Below are 22,547 nucleotides of genomic sequence, written 5' to 3'. Positions count from 1 at the left end.
CCGCGCAGTCTCAACCCTCACACTGATGTGAGAGTCAAGCGAACGCGCTATCTTCCTCCCGCATGAAGTCGCCATCCCCCCAAGCTCTGCTGACCATCGGTGAACTGGCCCACGAAACAGGCGCCAGTCTTCGTTCGATAAGGCATTACGACGAGCACGGGCTGCTCGCCTCGGCGCGGGCCAGTAACGGTTATCGCCTTTTCGCGCCTGCCGCCATTACCCAGGTCAGGCAGGTCCAACGACTGATCGGCGCGGGGTTCAGCATTGCTGAAATCCGTTCGTTCCCTGGCTGCATGCTCATGGTCGAAGGTGCGGCGGCGTGCCCCGAGACGGCGCCCCTACAACATGCCCGGCTTGCGGCTATCGAGCGTCAGATGGCGGATCTGGAGCGCAGGCGGACCCGTCTGCGTTCGATGCTGGCCGAGGCTTCGCCTCCGGCGCCGGTCGCCGCCTCGCGCCGCTTACGAAAGTCGAAATCTTGATTGTCTTGACGATTTCAATCGCCAATCACCATAAGGTGCTTTCCGTCACTTAGACGATTGGCGGGCTTTCGCGGCGAGAGCGGCAGGAATAAGTTCTTGCGACCCATCCCCGCTGAGCTGAAAACCGTGAAAAAACAATTTATTAACCGCACCTCATTGTTTGCGTGCGCCGGACTCGCCATGGCTTTCAGTCATGCCGCCATGGCCAGGGTCAGTGTCACGGTTTCCCCCAGGGATGCGTCGCTTGCGGCCAATGGCCAGCAGCGGTTCGTCGCGAATGTCACGGGCGGAACCACGCGTGACGTCACCTGGCTGGTGAATGGTGTGCCGGGCGGCGCACCCAGCCTGGGTACCATCAGTGCCGATGGCCTGTATCAGGCACCGGCCGGTGAAGCGGGGCGCGTCCAGGTGTCCATCGCCGCGGTATCGAAGGACGATCCCTTGTCGTCGGATGCCACCTCGGCATCGGTGGCTGCGCCGGTGACGGCAGGGAGAACCTACTATGTCGCGCCGAATGGCGACGATGGCGCTGACGGCAGCGCCGCGACGCCATGGCAGACGGTCCAGCATGCTGTCGACAATGTGTCTGCCGGCGCGACCATCCAGCTCGCCGCAGGCACCTATAACGAGCTGGTGACCGTGACAGCCTCAGGCTCAGCCTCGGCGGGATACATCACGATCACCTCCGCCGACGGACAGAAGGCGATTCTCGATGGCAGTGGGCTTGAGGCATCGGGAAATCAGGGAATCATCACCCTGGGCAGCGTGAGTTACGTGCGGATCAAGAACCTGGAGCTGAAGGGGCTTGAGTCGGGCGTGGCCGACAATGTTCCCGCTGGTATCTACATGGAAGGCAGCGGCGACCATATCGAGATTCGTGACAACGATATCCACGACATCAAGACCACGCTGGATACCTCCGACGGCAACGCGTTTGGCCTGGCGATCTATGGCACGACAGCCAAACCCATCAGCAACGTGATCATCGACGGCAACAAACTGCATGACCTCACGCTGGGTTACAGCGAATCGCTGTCGGTCAACGGCAATGTGACCAACTGGCAGGTTACGCATAACACCATTCATGGCAACAACAATATCGGTATCGATGCCATCGGCCGTGAAAAGACCGCGCCGGTCGACGACCAGGCACGCAATGGCTGGATCGCCGATAACGAGGTTTACGACATCACCTCCACGAAGAACCCGGCCTACGACTTCCAGCCGGCTGCCGGCGGCATCTACGTGGACGGCGGGGCGTTCATTACGATCGAGCGCAACAGCATCCGCACGTCGGATATCGGGATCGAGCTGGCGAGCGAGCGTGATGGGAAGATCACCAGCAACATCGTTGCCCGGAACAATGTCCTGCGGGACAACATCGTGACGGGCATGTCGATCGGTGGCTATAAGCTCAAGGCGGGGGGCACCACCTATTCGTCCGTGATCAACAACACTTTCGTCAACAACGATACGTCGATGTCAGGCTCGGGAGAATTCCAGATCCAGTTCCACGCCGAGGACAACCTGGTGGCGAACAATATCTTCTATGCGAACAAGCAGGGGCTGTTCCTCAACAGCATCGATCCGAATGGCCCGACGCCGGCCCGGTTCGAGAACAATGTTTACTTCACCACGGGTGGCACGTCGAAGGCGACGTGGAAGTGGCATAACGTGAACTCTCGCTCGCTGGAAGACTTCCAGAACAAGAGTGGGGCTGTCCGCGGCTTGATGGCTGATCCGCTCTTAGTCAATACGGGAAAATACCCGCTGCGTATTTCAGCGAATTCGCGTGCCGTGGCCTACGGTCTCAATAAGGGACTGGTGCTCGAAGGTCCGCAGGATCAGTCGGGAGCATCACGCCTGTCGCAGGATGGCAGCCTGGATGTGGGCGCACTTCAGCACTGATCGCGAAAAAAGGGGGCTGTCGTCCAGCCCCTTTTACGATCATCGGTACATCTGAAGACTCCGGCATCGCGATCGTTCGCGATGCCGGAGTCTTCGATCACATCACTGCCGCAGCAATGCCGCATCCACCACCGGTGGAACGCCAAACGCCTTCTTGTACTCACGACTGAACTGGGAAGCACTGGCATAGCCGGTCGCAAAGGCTACGGAAGTGACGTTGCCTGCCCCTGAAGCGAGCCGGCCACGCGCATCCAGCAGGCGGATATACCGCTGATAGGCCAGCGGCGAATGCCCGGTAATGGCCTTGAAGTGTCGATGAAACGAGGTAACGCTCATGCCGACCGATTCGGCGAGCTTTGTCACGCTCATGTGCTGGTCGGCATGCTCGCAGATCCAGTCCGCAGCGATCTTGATCTGGCTGAAGCGCGCGCCGTTATGTCCCATCTGGCGAAGCCTCGGGCCCATCGGGCCTTGCAACAGGCGATAGAAAAGCTCCCGTTCGAACTGGGGTGCCAGCACCGGGATGTCGGCGGGCGTATCCAGCAGGCCGAGCAGGCGGCCCAGGGGTTCCAGGATGCTTTCTTCCGCCTTGCCCATCGAGATGGCGCCCACCGGCTCGTCGCTTCGATCAGGCATGTCCATCATCAGGCTGGCAATCACGCCCGCGTCGAGCATCACGTTGACGCCAATATAGGGTGCCTCCGGCGTCGCATCGGTCACCTGGGAAAGAAACGGCAGCCCGACCGAGGCGATGCAGCATGAGCCTGCGCAGAAGTCGGATGTCTTTCCGGCGAAGGTGAGTCGTTTTCTGCCTTGAAGCATTATGTAGAACGTCGGCTCGAACAACGCCGGAATCGGCTCGGTCGGCGTCTCGGCCGACCAGATGACCAGCCGGGGCACGGCGGTCTGCACGCGGAGACCCGCTCTATGACGGTTCGCTATCGCGATCAGATGGGCGAGCAAAGGGGCGTCTCCTTACCGGGTGATGTATGCCAGCCGATCTCGCAAGCTAATCAAATTGGCAGGATCAGGCAAGTCTCTGGCGTGATGAGGGATGCTCGTCCGGCGTTCGCGGGCGAAAAATAGACCATCGTCATCACACGTCAAAGGATGCTTTTCATGTCGAGTAAACCTGTTGCCCTCATCACTGGCGCCAACAAGGGCATTGGCTTCGCCATCGCACGCCAGCTGGGTGAACGTGGCTATTCCGTCTGGCTGGGATGCCGTGATGCAGGGCGCGGCGAGAAAGCTGCCGCCGAACTGCGTAGCGCAGGCCTCGATGCGCATGCCATCACGCTCGACGTAGCGGACGCCCAGAGCGTGGCAGCTGCCCGTACGCGACTTGAGAGCGAGGTCACCGCCCTGGACGCGCTCGTGAACAATGCAGGCATCAGCATTGGGACGAATATGCGGGCCAGTGAAGAATCCATCGACGACATGCGCCTCATGTTCGACGTGAACACGCTGGGGCCGATGCGAGTCACCCAGGCCTTCCTGCCGTTGCTGCGTCGAGCGGAGGGCGCACGCATCGTCATGGTCAGCAGTTCGCTCGGCTCCATCAGTGAGACGGCCGACATGAGCGGCCTTATCTGGACCGTGGGTTATCCTGGCTACAGCGCATCCAAGAGCGCATTGAACATGCTGACCGTGAAGCTCGCCAAAGAGCTGCTCGATGAAGGCATCAAGGTCAATGCCATCAATCCCGGTTACGCAGCAACCGACCTCAACGGGCACAGCGGCTATCGCCGTGTGGAAGATGCAGCGGTTGCCGCCGTGGAGCTGGCGACACTCAGCCCCATGGGGCCTACGGGCGGTTTCTTCCATGATGGCCATGCGCAGCAATCACGGCATGGCTGGTAATGGGGAAGGGCACCTCCGTCGCCATGCTGCGACGCGCAACGAAAAGTGCCGCATAAAAAGATACTTGCGCATTAATCATACAATATGCTTGCATGCGGCATCCCGATAAGGGCTATGGAAGGAGTGCCGGACGTGCAACGTACAGTGCTGGTTGGTGCTTTATGCGCAGCGATGGCGATAACCGCCTCGACGCAGGCGGCCGAAGCAAAGCGTGAAAGCTTCGGCACGCTGCCCGATGGAACCAGGGTGGATGCCGTGGTGCTCGACAGCGGCCATGGCGTGAAGATCCGCGTCATGGCCTATGGCGCGGGCTTGCAGGAAGTCATCACGCCTGACCGGCAGGGTCATGCCGCCAATATCCTGCTCGGTTACGCCAGGTTCGATGATTACGTGAAAAACCCGCAGTACTTCGGCGCCACGGTGGGTCGTTATGCCAACCGCATCGCCAAGGGGCACTTCACGCTGGACGGCCATGACTACACCTTGCCGGTCAATAACGGCCCCAACTCGCTTCACGGTGGCACCAAGGGTTTCGACAAGGTGCTGTGGACGATGGGTGACGTGAAGAGCAGTGCGGACAGTGCCAGCGTCACGTTCACCTACGTCAGCCCCGATGGCGACATGGGCTATCCGGGCAAGCTCACGGCCACTGCTACGTACACGCTGGACGCGCACAACCGACTGACCCTTGTCTACGGCGCCACCACCGACAAGCCGACCATCGCCAACCTCACCAACCATGCTTACTGGAACCTGGCGGGCGAGGGCAGTGGTTCGGTCATGGACCAGCGGCTGACGATCCTGGCCGATCAGTACATACCGGTGGACGCCACGGCGATTCCGCTGGGTGACATCAAGCCCGTGGCGGGTACCCCGTTCGATTTTCGCAAGGGCAAGCCGATCGGCCAGAACGTGCGTGAGTCCGACCAGCAGCTTCTCAATGGTCGCGGCTACGATCACGATTTTGTCATCGCGAAGGACATCGCCAGGGAGCCGCGTTTGGTAGCGAAGGTAGAAGATCCGGTGTCGGGCCGCACCCTGACCTTGAAATCAACCATGCCCGGTTTGCAGTTCTACTCGGGCAACTTCCTCGATGCGACCAGCGTCGGCACGGGAGGCCATATGTATCGCCAGGGCGATGCCTTCGTACTGGAACCACAGCTCCATCCGGATACGCCGAACCATCCGTCTTTCGGTTCCGCACGACTGGCACCGGGTCAGCAGTACAGCCACACCATAGTGTATGAATTCGGCACGACGGCTGAAGGAAGCAGGCACTGAGATCACTGGCGAACGAGCGCCGGGGAGGGCGCTCGTTCGTTAGGTTGCTTCAGGCTGGCATGACGGGAAACGACGTGATGCGTAGCTTGGCGCCGGCATAAGGCACCAGTCGCAAGGTGGTGACCGGTTCGTCTTCCATCGCTGGCGTGGCGGGCACGGGATCGGCGGCGCCTTCTTCCGCCTTCCATGAGGCCAATCGCCCCTTTACCTGAAGTGTCACGGCGGGTGTGGCGCCTGCAAAAGGGCGCATGCCGATGTCATGGTGTTCCACAGTGGCATCAGTCGCCACGGCGTAATTCCAGGCCGAGGTGGGATACACCTGCCAGTCGCTGGTGAGCCCGCGTTTGCGCCACTTGACCCAGGCCTCACCCACGGGCAAGGAAAACACCAGGGCGCCCCGCGTGAAACTGATCGAATCGTTGTATCCCTTTTCCGCGCTCACATCGGCGGGGAAGGAGAGGCGGATCGTATCCCCCGTGGACCACCGACGCTCGATGGTGACGAAACCCTCCCTTGGACTCACCTGCACGGATTCTCCGTTGATGCGTATCGACGGCGAACGACACCAGGCAGGTATGCGCAGGCGAATGGGAAACTCCACCGGCGAGTCGGGCTTGAGGGTCATCGCGATGTCGTCGCGGAAGGGGTAATCGGTTTCCTGCTCGATCTGCACGGGCACACCGCGAGCCACCGCGTTGACGCGGCAGGGTGCGTATACCGTGGCGGCAAGACCTCCATCGGCGCAGGCCATCCACAGGCTCGCCGTCAGCTTCGGCCAGCCCTGGTGGAAGTTCGCCGTGCAGCAGCCGAAATGAGGATCGAGCCCGAACAGGTTTGCCTCGGGGCCATTCGTGGTCCATGGCCGGCGATGCAGGCTGCATTCCACCTGGTTGGGTTGCTGGTCGTACTGATGCGCCCACATGTCGTCGGTGAATGCGCCCGGCAAGGCGTTGTAGGCGATGCGTTCGATGCGGTCGCCCAGTGCCGCATCACCGGTAATTGCCAGCGCCACTTCCAGGGAATACATGGCTTCCACCACCGTACACAACTCGACGCCTTGCGAAGGGTTGCGACCGGCCAGATGTTCGTCGGCGGAATACATGCCGTTGGCCAGGCCGTGGTACTGGTCGAGCTGGGCCAGCTGGTGATGTATGGCGGCACGATCATTTGCATCGCGCGATATCAATGACCAGACGGGAGAGGCCTTAAGTGCCTGGGCGATATTCACGCCATGCACCTGCAAACCGTCGTCTTCCATGAAGGCGTTCTTGCCGCCCTTGGCTTCTACCGTCTTCGCATCGGTTTTTTCCCGGAAGGGAAACACGGCGAACATGGCTTGCCAGTCGTAGCCCTGTTTTTTCAGTAGCGCGGCAAGGTCCAGCAGCTTCGGGTCCTGCGTGCGCGTGTAAAGCCAGAGAATGCAGGCCACTTCATCCTGCCAGCGCATCCGGCCCCAGTCGCGCAAAGGGCGCTCAGGCAGGGCTTCGAGCTGGTAGTGAAAATAGCGGGTCATGAACGGTATGACGCGCGCATCGCCGGTCAATTCCTGGTACTGGGTCAATGCCTTGAGCATGACCATGCGCGGCCACCAGTCGTCATTGCTCTTCGGGCCGAACATGCCGTTGGCCCAGGGATGGTCCAGCGTCCAGTCGACGAAGCGCTGCGCTTTCGCCTTCAAGGTGGGCGAGTCGAGCTGCCATGCAAGGGGTAGCAGGCCATCGAGGTAGTACGGTCCGCGTTCCCACGATTCCCCGGTACCACCCAGCCAGCCGCTATTGGGGCCGAGATCCGGCCATGTTTCATCCACCCGACCACCGAGGCCCGCCGCCTGGATCTCCAGCTGACGGCGCAACCAGCCCGAGGGGCGAATCGATCCTGCCGGTAGCAGCTGGAAGGGCTGGGGAGCGAGAGGTGCTGTTGGGAAGGTGGCGGCGGCCTTCGAGGTAGCTGCTGTGCCCACTGCGCCTGGCGGCAGCAGCGACGTCACTGCGCCCATGACGGAGGCTTTCAGAAAGCCCCTGCGACCGGACATGCTCGGATCGTGCATTCGGGAAAACCCTCTCGCTTCATACCCTGAAAGCGAAATGTACGACTATTTGACGATTAATGGATGGCTGTCGATGTTTGCCGCCATCCTATGGACGAGTCGTCACGTGATCGCGTTCATGACATCGCCATCGGCAGGGGGCGTGAGAGGTTCTCGAAGTGCATCAAGCAGCCATCTGCCGGCGGGCCCGGGATGTCGGTCACGGCGATGCGCTGCGTAGATCGTCAGCCCGTCATGCGGTGTCGGATCGTTCTCGATCTGAAAGCGCACAAGTTCTCCGCGTTCAACGGCATCCGCTACAAGATGCTCCGGCATGCGACACCAGCCGAATCCTTGAAGCAGGAAGTCCAGGCGCCGGCCGATGTCCACAAAGCGCCATGGCCGGGCACTCGCTACGCCGTAGTTGGCACTGTCCGGGTCGACCGGATCCGAGAGGATCAGTTGCACGTGCGGCTCCAGATCACTGCGTGAAGCGGGACGCTTGAGGCGGGCGAGCGGATGCCCGGGCACCACATAAGGCGCTATGCCGATTCGCAACACGGGATAAGCTGCAATGTCCTCGGGCACGGTGGGAAGCAGAAGGCAGATCGCCAAGGAAGCGGAATCCGAGCGCAGCCGGCGCAGGGAGCCACCGAGTCCCTCCGTGGAGAAGTTGACCGGCAGATCGGGAAAGCGGTCGTTCAAGCCTCGCAGTGCCTCGATAAGCGGGGCAGTGGGTACGAGGGGGTCGATGGCGATCGTCAACTCGGCTTCCAGGCCGGCACGTGTGTTGGCGGCCACGGCTTCGAACCGTGCGGCGCTGCCCAGCACCAGCCGTGCCTGTTCGACGAGAACGCGGCCTGTTTCCGTGAGTAGCGGTCGATGGCCTTTCCTGTCGAAGAGCTGGATCCCTTGCAGGTCTTCCAGGTTGGCAATGGCCTGGCTGACGGCCGACTGGACGCGCCGTAATTTTCGGGCGGCGGCCGAGAAGCTGCCTTCGTCAGCGATGGTTACCAGAACGCGCAGTTGGTCGAGACTGAGATGGCTGATGGCCATGCATCACCAATGGTGATGGAAACTATCAATATTATATCGCTTCCGGTGAAGGTCTCGATCTCCCACGATCAACGCATGTCATCACCCTGATGGCTCTTGCGCCGGAGAGATCTCGTGACCCGCTTACTTGTTATAGAAACCAGCCCGCGCGGCGATGCTTCCGTCTCGCGCCATATGACGCGCCATTTTGTAAGGCACTGGCAGGCCGCCCATCCCGATGGCGAAATCACCCGGCGCGATCTTGCTGGGACGGGGTTGGCTTTCGTCACAGGCCCCTGGCTGGAGGCATATTTCACGCCACCCGGGCAGCAGTCGGCGTCTATGAAGGAAACGCTGCGCCTGTCCGATGAACTGGTAACCGAATTGTTGATGACCGATCACCTTCTTATCGCCACGCCGGTTTACAACTACAACGTTCCCGCTTCGCTGAAGGCCTGGATCGACCATATCGTGCGCAAGGGAGTGACGCTGGGCATCGACGGAAAGGGGCTTCTGATCGGCAAGAGAGCCACCGTGCTGGTTGCATCGGGTGGTGTCTATACCGAAGGCTCGCCCATCCGGGATCGCGATATCGCCAGTCAATATCTGAAACTGATCCTCGGCGTCATCGGGATCGCGGATGTTGAGGTCATTGCAGGCGGAGGTGCCAAGGCGGTCGATTTGGGGCAGGAAACGATGGATGAATTCATTGGAAGACTGATGCCGGACTTCAGCCGCATAGCGGCCTGAGGTTGGCCATATGAATGCGCCTCGCGTGAGGGGCGCCTGCTTGCCTTGGGGCGCTCGCGCGGAGGACCCACATTGACATATCGGTAAATCCCGATATTATCGCGCCATGGAACTGCTCGAGATATTCAAAGCCCTCTCAAACCGGACCCGCCTCGACATCCTGAAGGGGCTGAAGGATCCGGCGAAGAACTTCCCACCTCAGGACGAAGGTGACGTTCATACCGTGGGTGTCTGCGTCAGCAGCATCCAGGAGGGCGTGGGGCTCTCGCAATCGACGGTGTCCGATTACCTTGCCACGTTGCAACGGGCGGGGCTGGTCGAAGTCAGGCGCATCGGCCAGTGGACGTACTACAAGCGAAACGAAGCCACCATCAGTGCACTTGCCCGGATCATCGGCAAGGAACTGTAGTTTCGTTCTGCTCCTATATATCGATAATTCTCGATATCCCTTTTTAACGAAACGAGGAAACACCATGCAGGCGCTGGTACTGACATCCTTTGGCGGGCCGGATTCATTCGAGCTTTGCGACGTACCCTGGCCCATGCCGCAGGCGGGCGAAGTTCTGGTGCGCGTACATGCCACCTCCATCAATCCGCTGGATTACCAGGTACGCCGTGGCGACTATCCAGACCTCGTGCCCTTGCCGGCGATTACCGGGCATGACGTATCCGGCGTGGTCGAAGATATCGGCCCCGGCGTGACGGCGTTTTCCCCGGGAGACGAGGTCTGGTACACGCCGCAGATATTCGAAGGGCAGGGAAGCTACGCGGAGTATCACGTGGCTGCCGAAGGTATCGTGGGGAAGAAACCCGCCGCATTGAGCCATCTGGAGGCCGCCAGCCTGAGCCTGGTGGGCGGCACGGCATGGGAGGCCCTTGTCGTGCGTGCCGGATTGCGCGTGGGTGAAAGCATTCTCGTCCACGGTGGTGCCGGAGGCGTTGGTCATGTGGCCATACAGCTGGCGAAGGCCATCGGTGCCAGGGTCTTCACGACCGTGCGGGAAGCCAATGCGGAATTCGTGAAACGGATGGGCGCCGATGTGGTCATCGACTATGAGAAGCAGGATTACGTCGAAGCCATCCTGCGTGAAACGGATGGCAATGGCGTCGATGTGGTGTTCGACACCATCGGTGGCAGCACCTTGTCGCACAGCCCGGATGCGCTTGCCCAACTGGGGCGCGTGGTATCGATCGTGGACATTGCGAAGCCGCAGAACCTTATCCATGCGTGGGGCAAGAACGCGAGCTATCACTTCGTCTTTACCCGGCAGAACCGCGGCAAGCTCGATGAATTGAGCGCCCTGGTGATGCGGGGCCAGTTGCGGCCGCATGTGGGCGCTGTCTACTCGCTGGCGGATATTCCGCTTGCGCATGCGCTCCTGGAAACGCCGAATAATGGGCTTCAAGGGAAGATAGCCATAGCAGTTTGCGCGTAAGCCTGGCTGGGAGGCTTGCAGCGAGCGCAAGGCATCCTGTGTAAAGCATGTGGTTCGATATGCGGCGCGGGGTTCACATCCAGTGGTCAAGTTGACGTCTAGTCTGCCGGGAAGTTTTCCATGCCTGCGCTGTAACGGCGCGGCATTCCCCGGAGGACGTCATGATTTCACCGTATACGATTCATGTTGCCGATGATCGTCTTGCCGCCATCAAGGCGAAAGTCAGTGCGTATGACTGGAGCCAGCTTCCGGATGCCGGTGGCTGGGAGGCCGGTGTCGGTATCAGCGACCTGAAACGCCTGGTCAGTTACTGGCTGCATACGTACGACTGGCGTGAAGTCGAGGCCCGTCTTAACCAGCACCCTAACTTCATCGCCGACATCGACGGTAACCATCTCCATTTCGTTCACATGAAGGGTGACGGATCGAAACCACCTCTGCTGCTGCTTCACGGCTGGCCGGGCTCGTATCTTGAATTCGAGCGCCTGTGGGGGCCGCTGGCGGCGGATGGTCACGACGTCATCATTCCTTCGTTGCCGGGCTTTGCGTTTTCCCGGCCTATTGCCGGCGTCACAGGGCCGCGCCGGGCTGCCGCGCTCATGCATGGGCTGATGACGCAGCTGCTCGGCTCATCGCGCTACATCATCCAGGGCGGCGACTGGGGGCACGGCATCGCGGCCTGGGCGGCGCATGACCGGCCCGATGCCGTGCTGGGCATTCATCTGAACATGGTGAACCTCCACGCCAGCGATGCGCGGCCCGTCACGCCCGAGGAAAAGGACTTCGTGGCCCGGCGCGACAAGCTCACAGACTGGGAGAGTGGTTACAACCACGAGCAGGAAACACGCCCGCAGACGCTGGGCGTTGCCCTGGCCGACAGTCCCGTAGGGGCGGCCGGCTGGATACTCGAAAAGTTTGGCAAATGGTCCGACCTGCCGAAGACGGCGGATGGCAGCCCCGATATCTGGAGCAAGTATTCCGAAGAAGAACTGCTCAACCACATCATGCTGTACCTGGGGCCATCCTCGATGGTGACGGCTACCTGGATGTATCACGGTAAGCGCCTGGAAGGGTCGGGGATCTTTCCGGCAGGTACGCATGTCGCGGTGCCCACGGGCGTGGCTGCGTTTCCAGACCCGGTATTCATACCGCCGCCGCGCTCGTTCGCGGAAAAGACCTATAACGTCGTGCACTGGACGGATATGCCTGAAGGCGGCCACTTCGCCGCCTGGGAGCAACCGGAACGGATGCTGGCGGATTTCCGGGCCTTCATTGCCCAGGTTTCGAGGGTGAAGGCATGAATGCGCATGCCATCCGCCACGCGGAAACCAGCACGCTGAGAATCGCGTATCTGGAGCAAGGGCCGTCCGATGGCTGGCCTGTAGTGCTCTCGCATGGATTTCCCTATGACGTGCACGCCTTCGACGATGTCGCTCCGGCGCTGGCCTCCGCGGGCGCCCGTGTCGTGCTCCCTTATACGCGCGGTTTTGGCCCGACACGTTTTTCATCCGATGCAGCCATGCGTAACGGGCAGCAGGCGGTGCGTGGCCTCGACATCGTCGAGCTTGTCGATGCCCTGGGCATGGCGCGCCCGATCCTTGCAGGCTTCGACTGGGGTGGCAATGCGTCCTGCGTGGCTGCTGCGCTGTGGCCTGAGAAGGTCGGCGGGCTGGTGTCGTATGCCGGGTACGACATCATCGATGTGGCCGCGCAGCGCCATGCGTCTGCACCATCGCTGGAACGTGTGTGCTGGTATCAGCATCTTTTCCAGACCGAACGGGGCCGTGAATGCCTGACGGCGCATCGGCCTGAGTTGTGCCGGATGCTCTGGCAGGAGTGGTCTCCTGGATGGCGATTCGACCCATCGATGTTCGAGCGGACGGCGATCGCCTTCGACAACCCGGATTTCGTGGACGTGGTGATTCATTCCTATCGCCATATGTTCGGGCTGGCAAAGGGAGAGCCGGCATTACAGGCGCTGGAAGACCGGTTGGCGAAGAAGCCCGTCATCACGGTGCCTTCGGTGACGCTCGATGGCAGGAAGGATCCGCTCAAGCCGGGCGGCACGGCGGGGCATGCGTCGTTGTTTGCAGGAGCGCATGAGCACCATGTCGTCGAGTCGGGTCATAACGTGCCGCAGGAGGTTCCCGAGGCTTTCGTGCGGGCGGTCATGCGGGTGCACGAGATGATGAGCGCTCCGATGTAAACCCTTAAAAGGCAACGCAGCCTTGTAGGAGCGCGCCTCGCGCGCGACAGCTTTCAGAAATACGGGCGGCCTGGGTATGCGATACCTTTCTGCATGACCGGTCGCGCGCAGGCGCGCTCCTACAGGGGGTGTCAGGGCGTGGGGAGGATCTTGCCTGCCTGTATGAGATCTTGGCATAGCTCTTTCAGCACGCCCGTGGCTTCTCTCGTGGCCCGGGTCATATGGCGGCCTCTCGCCATCGCAAGCACGCGATCCGAACGTATCCACGGCAGCACGGCGGCGGATAGCTGCCCTTCGCGTACCTCGTGATGAATGCCTGAGAATGGCAACGTGCCGTAACCCAGCCCCATGGCCGCAATCTGCTTCAGCGGCGTGCTGCTCTCCACCTTCACGGAAGACGGCACGCCCGGCCCGAAAAGATGGCGGCCGAAGGGAATGACGGCACGCGGCAGGTTACCGAACTCCTTGCGCGTGAGCTTGCCACGTGCAAGCAACGGATCGCCCGGTGGCCCGAATACGAAGACCTGCTCGGTAACCAGTGTGTCGTAGACCAGATGCTTGTTGGGCTGTGGCGAAGTCACGATGGCGAGGTCGATATCGCCACGGATCAGCCGGTCGCTCATGACCTCCGTCAGGCCTTCGCTCAGTTCCAGTCGTACACGGGGAAAGCGCTCGGAGAACATTTTCACCAGCGGCGCGTAGAAAAGCTCGGCGAGGCTGGCGGGGGCGCCCAGCCGAACGGTGCCGGTGGGCTCGCGGTTTTCCGTGCGCACTTCTTCCTTGATGTCGTCCAGCATGCCCAGAAGCCAGCGGCCGCGCTCCAGCAGCAGCTTGCCGGACTCGGTGGGAACCACGCCGCGGGCGGTACGTTCCAGCAGTGCGCCACCCAGTTCATCCTCCAGGTCTTTCACATGCCGGCTCAGCGCCGATTGCGCGATGTTCAGCGCACTGGCTGCGGAGCTGAAACCCCCGCGTTCCGCGACGGCGACGAAGTAACGGATCTGGCGAAGGTCCATGGCAGCCTTTCTATCTCATGTTGAGATACTGAGTATCTTAATTATGTATTTGAAAGATAACAGCTCCGGCGTTTGAATGGCGGTGCGGGTAACCAAACGTCAATTGATCGAGGAGAACGCCATGGACCAAGCACGCGATATGGGCCGGACCGAAACCACGCACGGCATGCGGGTGATCTGGGATGCCCCCATCCCGATGGACGATGGCGTGGTGCTGCGCGCCGACATCTTCCTGCCGGAGGCCGAGGGCCACTATCCGGTGATCATCACCTTGGGCCCGTACGGCAAGGGCCTGGCGTTCCAGGATGGTTACAAGGGCAGCTGGGAGCGCATGATCGAGTCCTTCCCCGAAATCGTCGAAGGCACGACCTCGTCGTTCCAGGTGTGGGAGCTGGTGGACCCCGAGAAGTGGGTGCCCGATGGCTTCGCCTGCGTGCGCATCGATGGTCGTGGTTCCGGTCGCAGCCCCGGCAAGATCGAGCTGATGTCGAAGCGCGAGATCAAGGACTTCTACGACTGCATCGAGTGGGCCGCCGACCAGCCGTGGAGCAACGGCAAGATAGGCATCAACGGCATTTCCTATTACGCCATCAACCAGTGGCTGGTCGCTGCGATGCAGCCGCCCCACCTGGCCGCCATCTGCGTATGGGAAGGCGCCACCGACTGGTATCGCGACTGGTCCCGGCACGGCGGCATCCTGAGCCAGTTCGACCAGGTATGGTTCAAGGGCCAGGTGGCTTCGCAGCAGCATGGCCTGGGCGAGCGTGGCGCGAGAAGCCGCTTCAATGGTGAACTCGTGACCGGACCGGAGACCCTTTCGCCCGAAGTGCTGGCCGGGAACATCGTCTATTGCTACGACGAAGAGCTGCAACGACCGCTTGATGGACCTTATTACCGAGAGCGCACGGCGGATCATTCGAAGATCCAGGTGCCGCTGCTCTCTGCCGCCAACTGGGGTGGCATGGGCTGTCACCTGCGTGGCAACTTCGAGGGCTATCTCGCCGCCGGCTCCAGCCAGAAGTGGCTCGAAGTACATGGAAACACCCACTTCGCCCCGTTCTACCGTAACTCGGGTGTGGAGTTGCAGAAGCGCTTCTTCGGTCACTTCCTTAAGGGCGAGGACACGGGCTGGGATCGCCAGCCGCCGGTGCAACTGGCCGTGCGTCGTCCGGGCGAGCATTTCATGACCCGCGCAGAGCAGGAATGGCCGCTGGCGCGCACACAGTGGACACGCTACTACCTCGACCCTGAAACCCGCAGCCTGTCGCTCACGCCGGAACCATCCGCCCCGGTGGGCTACGACACCACGGGCGATGGATTGATCTTCTCGCTGCCGGTGTCGAATCACGAGGTGGAGATCACCGGCCCCATCGCCGTACGCCTGTTCGTGTCATCGGACACGACGGATGCCGATATCTTCCTTGCCTTGCGCCTGTACGATCCGCAAGGCAAGGAAGTGCTGTTCATCGGCGCCAACGATCCGCGCATGTGTATCGCCCTGGGCTGGCTGCGCGCCTCGCATCGCAAGCTCGATCCCCAGCGCAGCCTGCCTTATCGCCCCTACCATACGCATGACGAGGTGCAGCCCCTGGTGCCCGGCGAGCCCGTGGAACTGATGATCGAAGTCCTGCCGACCTGCATCGTGGTGCCGCCCGGCTATCGCCTCGAACTGAACGTGCGCGGCAAGGATTACGAGCATGGCCTGGGCGATGCGCGGGGCCCGGACGAAATCTACACGATGACGGGCGCAGGTCCGTTCCTGCATGCCGAGCCGAAGGATCGTCCGGCGGAGATCTTCGGCGGAAAGAATGTGCTGCATTTCGAGGAAGGCCGGGAGCCCTACATCCTGCTACCGATCATTCCGCCGGCCGGGTAATGCTGCTCCTGCATCTGGCGATCGAAAGCCGTCCGCGCCACCCTGGCGCGGCCACGGCTTTCGATCACCCATCTGGGTACCGGAAAAATTGCCGGCGATCAGGTTTTACCGCTTCTGCCATATCCATGGCGTCTCAAATCGGTAGGATGGACCTGGTATGCCAGAGGGGGATTCCCTGGCGGCAAGGCACCTCCTGCCGCGTTCCCGCTGGCGTCAGCTTCCCGCACTGACTCTTCCAGGACAAGGAACGACGCATGTATTACAGCAGCGGTAATTACGAAGCCTTTGCACGTCCGCGCAAACCCGAGGGCGTGGACAACAAGACCGCCTGGTTCGTGGGCTCGGGCCTGGCATCGCTGGCTGGCGCGGCCTTCCTCATCCGCGACGGGCATATGCCGGGCGAGCGCATCACCATCCTGGAGCAGCAGCACCTGCCGGGTGGTGCGCTTGATGGCCTGGATGTGCCGGAGAAGGGTTTTGTCATTCGCGGTGGTCGTGAGATGGAAGATCACTTCGAATGCCTGTGGGATCTTTATCGCTCGATTCCTTCCCTGGACGTGGAAGGTGCCAGCGTGCTGGACGAGTTCTACTGGCTCAACAAGGACGACCCGAATTATTCCTTGCAGCGGGCGACCGTCCGGCAGGGCCAGGATGCGCACACCGACGGTCTGTTCACGCTGACCGAGCAGGCGCAGAAGGACATCATCAAGCTGTTCCTCGCCACGCGCGAGGATATGGAAAACAAGCGGATCAACGAGGTGCTGGGCAGCGATTTTCTCGCCAGCAACTTCTGGCTGTACTGGCGCACCATGTTTGCCTTCGAGGAATGGCATTCGGCGCTGGAGATGAAGCTTTACCTGCATCGCTTCATCCATCACATCGGCGGTCTTCCGGATTTTTCCGCCCTGAAGTTCACGAAGTACAACCAGTACGAATCGCTGGTCCAGCCGCTGGTGAAGTATCTCCAGGACCATGGCGTGACGTTCCAGTACAGCACGGAAGTCATCGACGTGGACTTCGACATCCAGACCGGCCGCAAGCAGGCCACGCGCATCCATTGGTTGCGCGACGGGGCGCAGGGCGGTGTCGACCTCGGTCCGGATGATCTGCTGTTCATGACCATCGGCTCGCTCACCGAGAATTCCGACAACGGCGACCACGCCACGCCGGCAACGCTTACCGAAGGCCCGGCACCGGCCTGGGATCTCTGGCGTCGCATTGCCGCCCATGACCCCGCCTTCGGCAGGCCGGATGTATTCGGCTCACATATTCCCGAGACAAAATGGGAATCCGCCACGGTCACGACGCTGGATGCGCGCATCCCGCAGTACATTCAGTCTATTGCCAGGCGCGATCCTTTCAGTGGCAAGGTCGTCACGGGCGGCATCGTCAGCGTGAAGGATTCCAGCTGGCTGCTTAGCTGGACGGTGAACCGCCAGCCGCATTTCCGGAACCAGCCTAAGGATCAGATCGTGGTCTGGGTCTACTCGCTGTTCGTGGACAGGCCGGGCGATTACGTGAAGAAGCCGATGCAGGAATGCACGGGCGAAGAAATCACCCGCGAATGGCTCTACCACCTCGGCGTGCCGGTGGAGCAGATCGACGCACTGGCCGCGACGGGTGCCAGGACAGTCCCGGTGATGATGCCTTACGTCACCGCTTTCTTCATGCCGCGCCAGGCGGGCGATCGTCCCGACGTGGTGCCCGAGGGAGCCGTCAATTTCGCCTTCATCGGCCAGTTCGCCGAGTCGAAGCAGCGCGATTGCATCTTCACCACCGAGTATTCGGTACGCACGGGGATGGAGTCGGTCTACACGCTGTTGAATGTGGAGCGCGGCGTACCTGAGGTATTCAATTCCACGTACGACGTACGCACCCTGCTGGCAGCCACGGGTCGCTTGCGCGATGGCAAGGAGCTTGATATTCCGGGGCCGGCGTTCTTGCGCAACCTGCTGATGAACAAGCTGGACAAGACGCAGATTGGCGCATTATTGCGTGAGTTCAGGCTGGTGACGGGCGACTGAAGCGTTCCGCGCATCATTCTGCCACCTGCGCGCAGATGCAGGTGGCATCATCCGCGTTTTGTCATCGAGAACGTCATGCCCACCTTCATTGCGACACGATCGGTAATGGCGTGATCAGACGAAGCGCCGTAAGGTTCAGCCGGGCAGATATCTGCCCGGTGATGTACCCAGCGCCTTGCGGAACATGGTGACGAAGCTGCCGGCGCTTTCGTACCCGAGATCCCCCGCGACCTGTTGCACGGACATGCCGCTGCCCAGCCACTTCACGGCGAGCATGATCTGCAACTGCTGGCGCCATCGACCGAAGCTCATGCCGGTCTCCTGTGTAAGCAGCCGGGCAAGCGTGCGTTCGCTGGTGCCGACGCGCTTTGCCCAGGTCTGGATCGTGCCGCGTTCGGCGGGGTCGCTCATGAGCTTTTCGGCGATGCGGCGAAGTCGCGGATCGTTGGGCATCGGCAGGTGCAGGTTGCCGACGGGAGCCATGGCCAGTTCGTCGAGCAGAAGCGTAACCAGATGGGATTCGACGCCTCCCTCGGGGTAGAGCATGGGAAAGCTTGCGGAGCGGATCAGCAGTTCGCGTAGCAAGGGCGTTGCGGTGAGGGCGCAGCAGATTCCTGGCAGGGCAGACGCAACGGCAGGTTCAATGAAGGACACGTAGCAATCGACGGTGCCCGAGGCCTTGATCCGGTGCATGAGGTCACCGGGCACCCAGATAGCGTTTTGCGGCGGCACGATCCACATGCCCCCATCCACCTCGCAGGTAAGCACCCCGCGCAGGGTGAGCACGAGCTGGGCCTTGCGGTGGGTGTGGAAGTCGGTTTCCTTTTCCTCGGGCGACAAGTTGGCCGTATCGACATTGACGGCGCCGACGGTCACCACGGGCCGCGGAATGACATCTGGATGCGTCCATTCGTCGGGTGGCAGGCGCTCGGTCACGGTGGGCATGATGCGTACGGATCGTGTTGGCAGGATTTCAGCATATCTTGGCCTGATATCCCGATGCTGCCAATGCCTCGGCTGCCTACGATGGCCTGCAACGCGGCACGGAATCTCCCGAAGCCGCATGTTTCGGAGTGCAGGTCCATGAATTCATTGAAGACGGGGCGAGTGGCCCAGACCCTTGAGCGGTTGTTCAAGGAAGCAGAGCAGGCCGACGGGGAGCTGATGGCCCAGGCAGCCGGGTTGACGGAATCGGGCCAGTCCCTGGGTGACGTCATCGCAGACATGCTGGTCGAGGAACGCCGGGATATCCGGGCCTACTACCGTGGCTATGCCGACAACTTCCTCAACGTACAGGAGGAATACGGCCGCTTCCTTTACCAGTGCGCCCGGGCACGCGGTGCGCGACGTGTGGTGGAGTTCGGCACGTCGATGGGTGTATCCACCATTTACCTGGCAGCGGCCATGCGTGATATGGGCGGCGGACGGGTTATCGGTACCGAACTGGAGGAAAGCAAGGCAGTCAAGGCGCGCGCCAACCTGGAAGCGGCCGGGCTGGCGGATCTGGTGGAGATACGCGTGGGTGATGCGCGGGAGACGCTGGCGAACCTGGATGCGGATGTCGACATGGTGCTGCTCGATGGTGCATTCAGCCTGTACCTCCCAGTGCTGAAGTTGCTTGAGCCCTGGATGACCACGGGCACGCCGGTGCTGGCGGAGAATGCTTTCGACTTCGACAATGACTATCTTGCTTACGTGCGTGATCCGGCGAACGGCTACCTGTCGCAGCCGCTTCCCATCAGCGAGGGCAGGGGGAATGAATTCACTGTCGTGACGTGGTGAGGTCGCCATCCGGCGTAGACTCAGGCTCTTAGTCACCGCTGGGAGACGTGAGATGGCCGGTTTGACGCTGACCACCTTCGACTGGGTGCCGGAGATGCCCCGAGGGTTTGTCCGGGACATCCGGGTGCGCTGGGCGCTGGAGGAGGCCGGGCTGCCGTATCGCGTGGAGAGCGTGCCGTTTGCCCCGCGAGACGCGGCACACTTCATCCACCAGCCGTTCGGGCAGGTGCCGTGGCTTACCCACGGGGATATCTCGCTGTTCGAAAGTGGTGCGATCCTCATGTACCTGGGGGAGTTGAGCGAGGCGCTGATGCCGCGCGATCCGCAGGGGCGGCTCAAGGTGATGGAATGGGTCTTTGCCGCACTGAATTCCGTCGAGATGGCTGGGTTGCCATGGGTGATCCTGAAGTTTTCGGGGGTGGTCGGCGGTACGCCGGCGATGGATCAGCTGGACGACTTCCTTCATCTGCGACTGGGGCACATGGAGACCGTGCTGGCCGGGCGGGAGTGGCTGGCCGATGAGTTTTCGGTGGCGGATATCCTTATGGCCGATGGTTTTCGCGTGGTTGATCGGTTCGATGGATTGGATGGATATCCGGCATGTCGTGACTACACCGGGCGTGCGACGCGTCGGCCCGCTTTTGTGAAGGCACTGGCGGATCAGCTGGCGCATTTCAGGGCAGCCGATGGGTAGGAGCGCGCTTGCGCGCGACTGGGGCCGCAACATCCGGCTTCGTCCCGGTCGCGCGCAAGGCGCGCCCCTACATTTATGGGTCAGGGGTTGATGGTGGCGTAGAGGTCGTCGTAGCGGCCTTCGCGTTCGGCCCAGCGCCGGGCCTGGTCGCGGGCTACAAGGAGTTCGCCGCGTGGGTGATTTCCGGAGCGCAGCAGCTGCATCACTTCCGTCACGTAGTCATCCAGCGGCATGGCCCTCGGATCGGACATCTGTTGCGTGCCGGTGACAGCGGTCTGCACATAGGGGGGTGACAGCTCCAGTACCTCCACGGGGACATGGCGTAGCTGGTGGCGCAACGATTGCAGCCAGGAGTGCAGGAAGGCCTTCGTGGCGCAATAGGTCGGGAAATCCGCGCGAGGGATGAAGGCGAGGTTGGAGCTTGTCGCCATGATCGTAGCGCCGGGTTGCTCGCGGATGACGGGCAGGAAGGCGGCGACCGAGCGGATCACGCCCATGATGTTCGTTTGCACCAGCGCTTCGGCGGCGGATGCGTTCCAGTCGCCCGATGTCATGTCTTCCGATGCAGAAATACCTGCGTTGGCGATGAGCATGTTCAGGCCGGGAAAGCGTCTGTGTATTTCTTCTGCCGCGCGTGCGAGCGATGCGGTATCGGTGACGTCGGCTGTGATGCCTGTCAGGCCGGGGCGTTTTGCCATCATTTCATCGAGCAACAGTTGCCGTCGTCCGGTGACGATGACCTGGTTGCCCAGGTCATGGAAAGCTTCGGCAAGGGCGCGGCCGATGCCGCTGCTGCCGCCGGTGATGAGGATGGTGTTGTCGGAAAGGCGTGTACGGGTGGTCGTCATGAGGGCGCTCCTTATGGGTCGAGAACTCCCTGCTGGGATCCCCTCGACGGAAGGATGCGTTGGTTGACGGTAACGCCTACGACAGCGCTGGTCGGGCTGCGTGCGCAGGCTAATGGGCCATCTGGCGGATTGTCAACTTGTAGGAGCGCGCCTTGCGCGCGACCGGTTTTGCCTGGGCCTGGTATTGCCGGTCGCGCGCGAGGCGCGCTCCTACAGGGCTGGATGAGTGGTTGCATAATGCAACTACATGGCATAACGTTAATCATATTAATTCATGAGAGGCGTTTTCCATGATTTTCGCCGAGGCTACCTTTGGTGGCACGTATCCGTTCGCCCCGCATTTCAACGAGGCCGCCGGCTTTCGCATGCACTACGTGGATGAAGGCCCCCGTGATGGCGAGGTGGTGCTTTGCCTCCATGGCGAGCCCACATGGGGTTATCTATACCGGCACATGGTTTCCGGGCTTTCCGATACCTTCCGCATCGTCGTTCCGGATCATATGGGCTTTGGTAAAAGCGAGACGCCTGCCTCGCGAACCTATTGGCTACAGGACCACATCGACAATATCGAGCGTTTCGTGTTGTCGCTGGACCTGCGTGACATCACCCTTGTCATGCACGACTTTGGCGGACCGGTCGGCATGGGGCTGGCGGCGCGTCATCCTGACCGTATCCGTCGTATCGTATCGACCAACGGACCCACGCCATTCGGGCAACCAGGGGAACTGGAACGCTTGCTGGCGAGTGCGGAGCAGGCGCCGTGGTTTCAGTGGATCGTCCGTGCGCAGGCCGAGGGGCGCCTTGAGACGGTGCTGGGGGAACTTGGCTACAACATCCTGAGCACGTTGAAGCTCAATGGTTTCGAGAACCATGCGGTGATCGATGAGCATTGGCTGGCGGCGTATGCTGCGCCGTTCATGACGCCTGCGGAGTGTGTGGGTGCGATTGCCTGGGCCAAGGGGTTTGCGCTTCAGGTGCACCAGTTCGAGGTGCCGACGCAGGGCGCCATGGCGGCGATGCGAGGTCGGCCTGCGCTGGCGATATGGGGGATGGCGGATCGGACGTTGTTAGGTGAACTGTTCTTGCCGCTGTTCCAGGCGGTATTTCCGCTGGGTGAGGTCGAGCGGATGGAGGGCGTGGGGCATTACTGCTTGGAAGATGCACCAGGACGGATCGTTGCACGGGTGCGCGACTTCCTGATGGCGTCGCTCACCTGAGCTACCGGATGTACCGGCTTTTGTAGGAGCGGACCTTGTCCGCGACCCCTCAACGTCGCTTGAGCGAATGAAGCAATGCGTGAATCAGGCGGGCGTTTAAATGCCC

Annotated in this window: 20 protein-coding genes; 14 read left to right on the top strand and 6 right to left on the bottom strand. The window is 61.4% G+C overall.

The window, feature by feature from the left end:
- Positions 1-62: 62 nt before the first annotated feature.
- Both KR767_RS17800 and KR767_RS17795 read left to right on the top strand, forming a co-directional pair.
- A complete protein-coding gene (locus KR767_RS17800; RefSeq protein ID WP_250877265.1) occupies positions 63-482 on the top strand; it encodes a MerR family transcriptional regulator in 420 nt (139 codons plus the stop codon).
- Positions 483-662: 180 nt separating this feature from the next.
- On the top strand, positions 663-2,390 hold the full coding sequence (locus KR767_RS17795; RefSeq protein WP_250877264.1) for a right-handed parallel beta-helix repeat-containing protein: 1,728 nt from the start codon (positions 663-665) through the stop codon (positions 2,388-2,390).
- 102 nt (positions 2,391-2,492) lie between these two features.
- Here KR767_RS17795 and KR767_RS17790 read toward each other — a convergent pair whose 3' ends face one another.
- Positions 2,493-3,302 (bottom strand): AraC family transcriptional regulator, encoded by an 810-nt coding sequence (locus KR767_RS17790; RefSeq protein ID WP_250877263.1) that lies wholly within the window; start codon positions 3,300-3,302, stop codon positions 2,493-2,495.
- Positions 3,303-3,509: 207 nt separating this feature from the next.
- Between KR767_RS17790 and KR767_RS17785 the strand changes: the two genes are divergently transcribed.
- Together KR767_RS17785 and KR767_RS17780 are read left to right on the top strand one after the other, a co-directional pair.
- Positions 3,510-4,250 (top strand): SDR family oxidoreductase, encoded by a 741-nt coding sequence (locus tag KR767_RS17785; RefSeq protein WP_250877262.1) that lies wholly within the window; start codon positions 3,510-3,512, stop codon positions 4,248-4,250.
- Positions 4,251-4,382: 132 nt separating this feature from the next.
- Complete coding sequence (locus KR767_RS17780) at positions 4,383-5,531, top strand: aldose epimerase family protein (RefSeq protein ID WP_250877261.1); 1,149 nt, start codon at positions 4,383-4,385, stop codon at positions 5,529-5,531.
- A 49-nt stretch (positions 5,532-5,580) separates the two neighbouring features.
- Here KR767_RS17780 and KR767_RS17775 read toward each other — a convergent pair whose 3' ends face one another.
- Both KR767_RS17775 and KR767_RS17770 read right to left on the bottom strand, forming a co-directional pair.
- Positions 5,581-7,563 carry a beta-L-arabinofuranosidase domain-containing protein gene (locus KR767_RS17775; RefSeq protein ID WP_250877260.1) on the bottom strand — a complete coding sequence of 661 codons (1,983 nt, stop codon included), beginning with the start codon at positions 7,561-7,563 and terminating at the stop codon, positions 5,581-5,583.
- 117 nt (positions 7,564-7,680) lie between these two features.
- On the bottom strand, positions 7,681-8,613 hold the full coding sequence (locus KR767_RS17770) for a LysR family transcriptional regulator (protein WP_250877259.1): 933 nt from the start codon (positions 8,611-8,613) through the stop codon (positions 7,681-7,683).
- Positions 8,614-8,727: 114 nt separating this feature from the next.
- Here KR767_RS17770 and KR767_RS17765 point away from each other — a divergent pair, with 114 nt between their 5' ends.
- From KR767_RS17765 to KR767_RS17745, 5 genes are all read left to right on the top strand, one after another.
- Positions 8,728-9,342, top strand: a complete 615-nt coding sequence (locus KR767_RS17765; protein ID WP_250877258.1) for an FMN-dependent NADH-azoreductase — start codon at positions 8,728-8,730, stop codon at positions 9,340-9,342.
- A 106-nt stretch (positions 9,343-9,448) separates the two neighbouring features.
- Complete coding sequence (locus KR767_RS17760) at positions 9,449-9,751, top strand: ArsR/SmtB family transcription factor (RefSeq protein WP_166946739.1); 303 nt, start codon at positions 9,449-9,451, stop codon at positions 9,749-9,751.
- Between the two features lie 64 nt (positions 9,752-9,815).
- Positions 9,816-10,778 carry a zinc-dependent alcohol dehydrogenase family protein gene (locus tag KR767_RS17755; RefSeq protein ID WP_250877257.1) on the top strand — a complete coding sequence of 321 codons (963 nt, stop codon included), beginning with the start codon at positions 9,816-9,818 and terminating at the stop codon, positions 10,776-10,778.
- Between the two features lie 161 nt (positions 10,779-10,939).
- Complete coding sequence (locus KR767_RS17750) at positions 10,940-12,079, top strand: epoxide hydrolase family protein (RefSeq protein WP_250877256.1); 1,140 nt, start codon at positions 10,940-10,942, stop codon at positions 12,077-12,079.
- Positions 12,076-12,984, top strand: coding sequence for an alpha/beta fold hydrolase (locus tag KR767_RS17745; RefSeq protein ID WP_250877255.1), 909 nt, complete (start codon positions 12,076-12,078; stop codon positions 12,982-12,984). Before KR767_RS17750 ends, KR767_RS17745 begins: the two co-directional genes overlap by 4 nt.
- A 131-nt stretch (positions 12,985-13,115) precedes the next feature.
- On the opposite strand, the gene KR767_RS17740 is transcribed toward KR767_RS17745, so the two are convergent.
- Positions 13,116-14,000 (bottom strand): LysR family transcriptional regulator, encoded by an 885-nt coding sequence (locus KR767_RS17740; RefSeq protein WP_250877254.1) that lies wholly within the window; start codon positions 13,998-14,000, stop codon positions 13,116-13,118.
- A gap of 121 nt (positions 14,001-14,121) precedes the next feature.
- Here KR767_RS17740 and KR767_RS17735 point away from each other — a divergent pair, with 121 nt between their 5' ends.
- Both KR767_RS17735 and KR767_RS17730 read left to right on the top strand, forming a co-directional pair.
- Positions 14,122-15,876, top strand: coding sequence for a CocE/NonD family hydrolase (locus KR767_RS17735; RefSeq protein ID WP_250877253.1), 1,755 nt, complete (start codon positions 14,122-14,124; stop codon positions 15,874-15,876).
- 254 nt (positions 15,877-16,130) lie between these two features.
- Positions 16,131-17,900 carry an oleate hydratase gene (locus tag KR767_RS17730; protein ID WP_250877252.1) on the top strand — a complete coding sequence of 590 codons (1,770 nt, stop codon included), beginning with the start codon at positions 16,131-16,133 and terminating at the stop codon, positions 17,898-17,900.
- Positions 17,901-18,035: 135 nt separating this feature from the next.
- Here KR767_RS17730 and KR767_RS17725 read toward each other — a convergent pair whose 3' ends face one another.
- A complete protein-coding gene (locus tag KR767_RS17725; RefSeq protein WP_250877251.1) occupies positions 18,036-18,845 on the bottom strand; it encodes an AraC family transcriptional regulator in 810 nt (269 codons plus the stop codon).
- A gap of 138 nt (positions 18,846-18,983) precedes the next feature.
- Between KR767_RS17725 and KR767_RS17720 the strand changes: the two genes are divergently transcribed.
- The gene (locus KR767_RS17720; protein ID WP_250877250.1) at positions 18,984-19,682 is read left to right on the top strand and encodes an O-methyltransferase; all 699 of its coding nucleotides are present in this window, start codon (positions 18,984-18,986) and stop codon (positions 19,680-19,682) included.
- A gap of 52 nt (positions 19,683-19,734) precedes the next feature.
- On the top strand, positions 19,735-20,376 hold the full coding sequence (locus KR767_RS17715) for a glutathione S-transferase family protein (RefSeq protein WP_250877249.1): 642 nt from the start codon (positions 19,735-19,737) through the stop codon (positions 20,374-20,376).
- 80 nt (positions 20,377-20,456) lie between these two features.
- On the opposite strand, the gene KR767_RS17710 is transcribed toward KR767_RS17715, so the two are convergent.
- Positions 20,457-21,224 (bottom strand): SDR family oxidoreductase, encoded by a 768-nt coding sequence (locus KR767_RS17710; RefSeq protein WP_250877248.1) that lies wholly within the window; start codon positions 21,222-21,224, stop codon positions 20,457-20,459.
- A 290-nt stretch (positions 21,225-21,514) separates the two neighbouring features.
- Between KR767_RS17710 and KR767_RS17705 the strand changes: the two genes are divergently transcribed.
- Complete coding sequence (locus tag KR767_RS17705) at positions 21,515-22,441, top strand: alpha/beta fold hydrolase (RefSeq protein WP_250877247.1); 927 nt, start codon at positions 21,515-21,517, stop codon at positions 22,439-22,441.
- Positions 22,442-22,547: the final 106 nt, after the last annotated feature.

Source organism: Luteibacter anthropi (assembly GCF_023699965.1).
Classification (GTDB): Bacteria; Pseudomonadota; Gammaproteobacteria; order Xanthomonadales; family Rhodanobacteraceae; genus Luteibacter; species Luteibacter anthropi.
The sequence above is the reverse complement of the archived record's forward strand: the minus strand, read 5'-3'. Positions and strand labels throughout refer to the sequence as shown.